The organism is Desulfobaculum bizertense DSM 18034, assembly GCF_900167065.1.
GTDB classification, from domain to species: Bacteria; Desulfobacterota; Desulfovibrionia; order Desulfovibrionales; family Desulfovibrionaceae; genus Desulfobaculum; species Desulfobaculum bizertense.
This window is the reverse complement of the sequence record NZ_FUYA01000020.1, coordinates 1-6,234: the sequence shown is the minus strand read 5'-3', so window position 1 is coordinate 6,234 and position 6,234 is coordinate 1. Positions and strand designations below refer to the sequence as shown.

4 protein-coding genes are annotated in these 6,234 nt (G+C 51.4%); 1 reads left to right on the top strand and 3 read right to left on the bottom strand.

Annotation, left to right across the window (positions count from 1 at the left end; genetic code table 11):
• Window positions 1-227: 227 nt before the first annotated feature.
• Window positions 228-1,925: an FG-GAP repeat domain-containing protein gene (locus B5D23_RS14735; protein WP_144012644.1), complete on the bottom strand. Its 1,698-nt coding sequence runs from the start codon at window positions 1,923-1,925 to the stop codon at window positions 228-230.
• Window positions 1,926-2,144: 219 nt separating this feature from the next.
• On the opposite strand from B5D23_RS14735, the gene B5D23_RS14730 reads away from it, so the two are divergent.
• The gene (locus B5D23_RS14730) at window positions 2,145-3,494 is read left to right on the top strand and encodes an NOL1/NOP2/SUN domain family protein (RefSeq protein WP_234985109.1); all 1,350 of its coding nucleotides are present in this window, start codon (window positions 2,145-2,147) and stop codon (window positions 3,492-3,494) included.
• A 564-nt stretch (window positions 3,495-4,058) separates the two neighbouring features.
• On the opposite strand, the gene B5D23_RS14720 is transcribed toward B5D23_RS14730, so the two are convergent.
• Together B5D23_RS14720 and B5D23_RS14715 are read right to left on the bottom strand one after the other, a co-directional pair.
• The gene (locus B5D23_RS14720; protein WP_078686224.1) at window positions 4,059-5,237 is read right to left on the bottom strand and encodes a THUMP domain-containing class I SAM-dependent RNA methyltransferase; all 1,179 of its coding nucleotides are present in this window, start codon (window positions 5,235-5,237) and stop codon (window positions 4,059-4,061) included.
• The gene (locus tag B5D23_RS14715) at window positions 5,224-6,009 is read right to left on the bottom strand and encodes a class I fructose-bisphosphate aldolase (RefSeq protein WP_078686222.1); all 786 of its coding nucleotides are present in this window, start codon (window positions 6,007-6,009) and stop codon (window positions 5,224-5,226) included. Before B5D23_RS14715 ends, B5D23_RS14720 begins: the two co-directional genes overlap by 14 nt.
• Window positions 6,010-6,234: the final 225 nt, after the last annotated feature.

Genomic DNA, 6,234 nt, shown 5'->3' with positions numbered 1-6,234 from the left:
AAAGAGAAAGAAGCCGCTTTAGGCAGCCCCAACAAGTTTAAAAACCGTGCAAGCGAAGCTTGAACGGCTTTTAAACTCGATGAGGATACGTAAGGGAATCATTCCCTTACGCGGGGTCCGGGGCCTGGCCCCGGTTCTCTTCCCCCCACCCATCCAGCGCCTGTTTAAGCCATAAAAAAAGGCCAGAAGCAGGAGCTTCTGGCCTTTGAGAGTGCTGAATAAGACTTTTAGTTTTCGCGAACGATGGGGGTGTTAGGGTCCATCTGAGACTGATCGAGGCGGTAGCTGACGATCATAGCGCGGCGTTTTCCAAAGCCGCTGTCACCGGGATAGGTATTCAGGGCGACATAGAGGTCCATGGTGCCGTCGTTGTCGATGTCAGCGAGACCGTAGTCACAGACAGTGCCTTTGATGCGTCGAGTCTTCCAGGAGAGGCTCATACCCACGCCATCCCAAAAGAGGGAGTGAATTTCGCCATTGGGGAAGAAGCGATAGCGCTCAAAGAACTGTGCGGCGACGGAGATATTTTTGTTCACGAGAACTTCCATCTTGCCATCGCTGTTGAGGTCGGTCGTCACGAGTCGCAGAGGGATGTAGTACATGTTGGTGTACTGGTCTGCGGAGGTACCGAAACCGCGCATGGTGTCGGGGATGACGAAACCGAGCTGAGAACCAGCAAACTGATCGAGAGTCGTTGCAATCAGCTCGTTGCGAGGGGTGTAGACCTCGATGTTGTCGCTGGAGTTAACGAGAAGCAGCTTGTACGCGTCGTCATCGTCAGTGACAAAGGTCACGTTAAAGACGTTGGCTTTCTCAGGAAGTGAGACGCGCTTGCCGAGCTGGAATTTGCCCGACATACGAATAAGCTCATGAACTGGGGAGTCGAAAATGCGGAGACGGCCAGCTTTCTGAGCGAGGAGCACAGGCTGGAATGTCGGGGGCACTTTCACGACGTTCATGAAGAATTTCAGTCCATCTTCCTGAACCTTGAGCTTACCATTCTCAAAAGTGAGCATAAGGGAACTTGCCTGATTGGGGGAGTTCCTGCTCATGGCATCGTCAAGGTTGTGAGCGATGATGCCGGAAACTGCGATAGTCTGCTTTCCGGAGCGGTCGAGGTCGATCAAGTTAACATTGAGCAGCTCGACGCGGCGAGAGCCTTCATAATGGTCAATAAGCTGAAGGCGGGCGTTGTCCCAGCGGTAGACGTAAATGTCATGCTTATCGATAAAAAGCACTTCATTCTGACCGTCGCCATCGGGGTCGCCAACAATCATTCCCTGACCGGTAAAGGGCAGACGTGGGCTGCGCCAGCGACCGGGGGTATCAGTACCACCGGAGTACCGGAACTGGGGATTGAGATAAAATTTCTGATTCTGCTTATTCTCGTTAAAGATAAGCTCGGGGTTCATGCGGTTCACAGGGGTTTCAGCCTGAGCCGTTGCCTGTGGTGCTTTTGGTTCAGCGCGCATAAAGATAGAGCTGTTGACGCTCTTGGCCATGCCTTCGAGGGCGGGAATCAGTCCACCGATGTCGGTCTGCTGATTGCGGGGCCAAAATTTGTTGTCGTCAGATTTTACCCGAAGATCAATACTGCACTGATCGCCAAGAATGGTGACACTACCCCAGACGAGATAGTTTGCACCAAGCGAGGAGAGAACCTGTGCGGCGTCTTTTTCGGATTCAGGAGCGGCGGAAATGGAAGCAAGCTTGTCCTTTCCAATGTGATCGAGATGCTCTCCCCAACTCAGACGGGAAATCATCATATCCTGAATGCCACGGCTCAAATATTGATATTTTTCGGGGCCGTTAATTGTGAAGGGCAATACGGCGAACGTCTTGGCAATTTCTTCTGCCGAGGCTCTGCCCGGAACAAGCAGCACCAGGGCCATAAGAAGGGCAGCCAATACTCGTACACAACCCATAAACTCAGCTCCTTTGAAAATTTTTTTCTTTACCTAGCGAGAACGACACGGCACGCTCAGTGCCGATAGTGAAGTAATCGAAACCATGTAGATGTTCTTTCGAACACTTTCAAGGGGAAAACATCTGTAGCACCTTCCGCCAAGAGACGCAAAATTTAACGCTTTCGTAAGCTTGGAGAAAGGGACAGAAAGTTTGCACAGAGGATTGCCTTGCTCTGCATGGCTTCGTATTCTCTGTATTCCCGCAGAAGCTCTTTTTTTGACCAAACAACTATGCACAAAAACACACCGTACAGCAATCAACAGGAACCCGGCCGAACATTTCGCATGGCCTGCCGAGCGCAGGACCATGAACTTGCACGGGAACTTCTGAACGCCCAGGGATATACCTTTACCCAAGAAAGTTTTTCTGACCTAGCTTTTGCTCTCACGAGCGAGCCACAGGCACTTGGGGGAAGTCTCGCCAACCGTTTTGGCCTAATTTACATTCAGGACCGCTCCAGCATGTTGCCGCCGCTTATGCTCAATCCAAAGCCGGGTGAAGCCGTCTTGGACATGTGCGCAAGTCCGGGCGGAAAAACAGGACTGCTGTCGCTGCTGGTTGGCCCAGAGGGATTTGTCATTGGCAATGAACCCAACCCTGCGCGACTGGAGACCTTACGCCGGAACCTGCATCGAAACAATGCCCTGAATTCTGCAACCTGCTCCTTTAATGGCGAAGAGATTCCGCTGGAGGATGAATCCTTCCAGTCGATTCTGCTTGATCCGCCCTGCTCTGGCTGGGGCACCGTCAATAAAAATCCTAATGTCATCGACATGTGGAGTGGCGATAAAACAGAGCCGCTGGAAAAATTGCAGCGGAAACTTCTGGAACGGGCAGCAGAGCTTTTGGTCCCCGGTGGACACGTTTTGTACTCCACCTGCACGACCAACCCCAGAGAAAACGAAGATCAGGTCGACTTTGCCATTCGCGAGCTTGGCCTCGAATTAGAGCCTCTGGAGCATCCTGCGGGCTTCACCGTAGACAAACCTACCCTTGCCCATCTTGAAGGCGTTCTGCGCGTTGGTGGAGGCCAGGAAGGCGGACAGGGATTCTTCCTTGCTCGCCTCAAAAAGCCCGGAACACCAGTTGCTCCAAAACGGCAGGACAAATTTTCACTTCCGGGAAAGCCTCTGACCAGAGCAGAAAAAGAACTCTGTACAGCCGCAGGCATTGATCTGGACGCCCTGCCCCCGGGAGAAATTTATAATTTCGGCGGCAAGCTGTTCTTCATCCACGAACAGGCCATGCGCATCATCCCTTCTGATATGCGCTGGCAGGGTGTGCCCATTGGGAAGTATAACGGGAAAAAAGTGAAGGCCGATGCGCGCCTGCGCTCCCTGCTCCCTTCAGTAGAAAGCGGTGCACCTTACGTGGACGTCGAGAGCGTCGAAACCATCGAAGCCCTTTTTTCTGGCCAGAGCATCCCTGCTCCAGCAAAAGGAAACTGGGCTGGGTTAGCGTTCAAGGGCAAAGCTCTTGCGAGACTCGTCGTTAAGGGAAGCCGGGCACTGTGGTCTGACAGATAAGTTTAAGTTTTTTCATTTTTCAAGCTGAGGATAAATCGAATGTATTCTGCATTCTTTTTGTCCTCTTTTTTTTTGGCCTGTCTTTTTCTGAACTCCGAATTGTCCCTGCTTCGATTTTCTTTTTTTCATTGGCTAAAAATTTTGAGCGTTCAGATTTTGGTTTTCAGTGAGCACGTCGTTTGGAATGTACACCTCTTCTCTTCTACTCTTCTTTTTATAAAGAATGTTGTGGTTGTTGTTGGCGTGTGCGGAATGTTCGTTTCTTAATTAAATACTTAAAATATATATAAAATTAAATGTTCATAACTGACGATTATTACGAGGCACTGTGAATTTACCGCTCCTTGGGTGGAGGCACTCTGTTCCAGATGTTCATAACTCGGTCCAAATGTTCGTAACTCTGTTCGGATTACGGGAAGCCTTGCCCTGTCTCACTTCTGAGCTTTTTTTGAGCCGTTTTTTTCTGGAATTGGAACATGCGATTTTGGGGCCTCGAAGCTGTGAACTTCTCAAATGTTCGTAACTTGTGCGTACAAAAAAAGCCCGCTTGCGCGGGCTTCTTTTTTACTTTTTATCCTCTCTGCGTGAACCTGCGTACAGGTCAAAAAGCAGCAGTCGGCATTCAATGGGACCATTGAACAGCGGGATCTTTCGTCGGGTTTTGAGACCAATGCATTTTGCGAGGTTTCGGTTGCCCGTAAAAATTGCCCCTGTATATCCCTTGCATTCACTTTTGAAAAAGTCGCCGATGGCTCGGTACACTTCTTCCAGTGCTTTTTCTTCGCCGAGGCGTTCGCCATATTCCGGGTTGAGGATGACAATCCCTTTCCCTTGTTCTTGTGGAATTTCTGTGGCGCGGAAGTCGCACACTGCAAAATCAACGACAGAGGACAGTGCAGCGTTTTTTGCATTATTTTGTGCGGCTTCGATTGCCTTCGGGTCTCGGTCGGTCGCAATAATTTGCCACTCTGGAGCCTTACGGCGCGACAGAGCATCATTACGCATCTCGGTCCATTCTGCTGGGTCATATCCCAGAACATGCATGAAACCAAAATTGTCGCGCAGCAGGCCCGGTGCTGTATGGCTTGCGATCAGCGCCGCTTCCAGCGCCAGTGTGCCACTGCCGCACATTGGGTTCACTACTGCGCCGTCTCCTGTATAGCCCGCAGCAAGAAGTGCTGCCGCTGCCAGCGTTTCACGCATTGGTGCCTTATGCGGCATGGTTCGGTAGCCTCGGTTCGACAGAGGAACGCCTGAGGTATCGAGAGAAATTCGTACGAGGTCATCCTGCCAGTGCAGGGCTACAACGGTTTGTGTTTTATCTGGGCCAGAGTTCGGCCGGGCACCGCGTTCTTTCAGTATGCGGTCAACAATCGCGTCTTTGGCTTTCAGGCCAGCAAAGCGTGTATTTTTTACAGCTGTCGTATTTGCCGTTGCAACGACTGACACGTAGCCGTGGGCGTCGATGAGAGTTTCCCACGGAATTCGGGCGACGCCCTGGTAGAGCTCGTCAGGGTCAGTGGCTCGGAATTCCGCAATTGTGAGCAGGACTCGGTGTGCCGTGCGGAGGTACAGGTTCAGCAGCATACAGTCGCTAAATGTGCCCTCTGTTTCCACTCCCGCGGCAGATTTTTTCAGGACATCGTAGCCCAGTTCATCCACTTCCTGTGCAAGGTAGTCCTCAACCGCTTTGGCGCAGGTAATATGGATACGCTGCTCTTTTTCTAAATCAAATATGTCCATTCTCTTCTTCCGGTTCCGGCTCGTGGATCAGTTCACACAATTCTTTCAGCGCCTGTTTTGGCTCTTTATGCTGGAATATATTTCGACCGACGCTCACACCAGAAATTCCGGTTTTCAGCGCCTGTTTCATCGTTCCAAGGAAATTTTTCCAGTTTGGCTGCATGGGGCCACCCATAACCAGTACCGGGATTGGCGAAAGCTGCACTGCGCGAGTAAATGAGCTGGCTGATCCTGAGTATGGAACGCACACAGCGTCTGCCCCCAGTTCTCCGCCAAGGCGGATACAGTGTCCAACAAGTGACGAGTCCAGTTCATTCACGATTTGTCCGCCTCGCGCTGAAATAGACGCGATCAGGGGTAATCCGAGTTGGTGGGCATTATCTACTGTTGCTGCAAATTCTTGCAGCATTTTTTCTTCAAGATCGTTGCCAATCGTCATTTGGAAGCTCACAGCGTCTGCTCCCAGTCGCAGCGCTTCCTCCGGCGTGCACACCAAACTTTGGTTATAGGTCGGGACTCCGTGTTTGGTCCCTGCGGTGAGTTGCACGATCAGCTGAGTCGACAAAGGAATGGACGCATTTAGCGTTCTCGCCAGTCCTTTATTTAGTATAACGCCTTGCACTGGCGTCTCGTTCAGCTCGCGTATCAGTTCCGGGTATGCCTCCAGGCCAGACAGCATTCCTTCACTCGCGCCGTGGTCTAGTGGCAGCAGTACCACTCGGCCCGATTTCGTTTCAAAAAGTCGGCGCGTACGCCTCGTCACTCCTCGCATTCTCGCTCTCTTTTGTTTCAGGTTGCCCTCCTTTCATAATTCCTCAGCATCAAAGGCGCAAGCTATCAGGGGGGGGGATGGGAGAGAAGGGAAAGAACCGGGGCCAGGCCCCGGACCCCGCGTAAGGGAATGATTCCCTTACGTATCCTCATCGAGTTTGAATTCCCTTCACGCTTCGCGTGAATGAAATTCAAACTTGGGTGAGAATGGCGTAAAGAGCTTCTT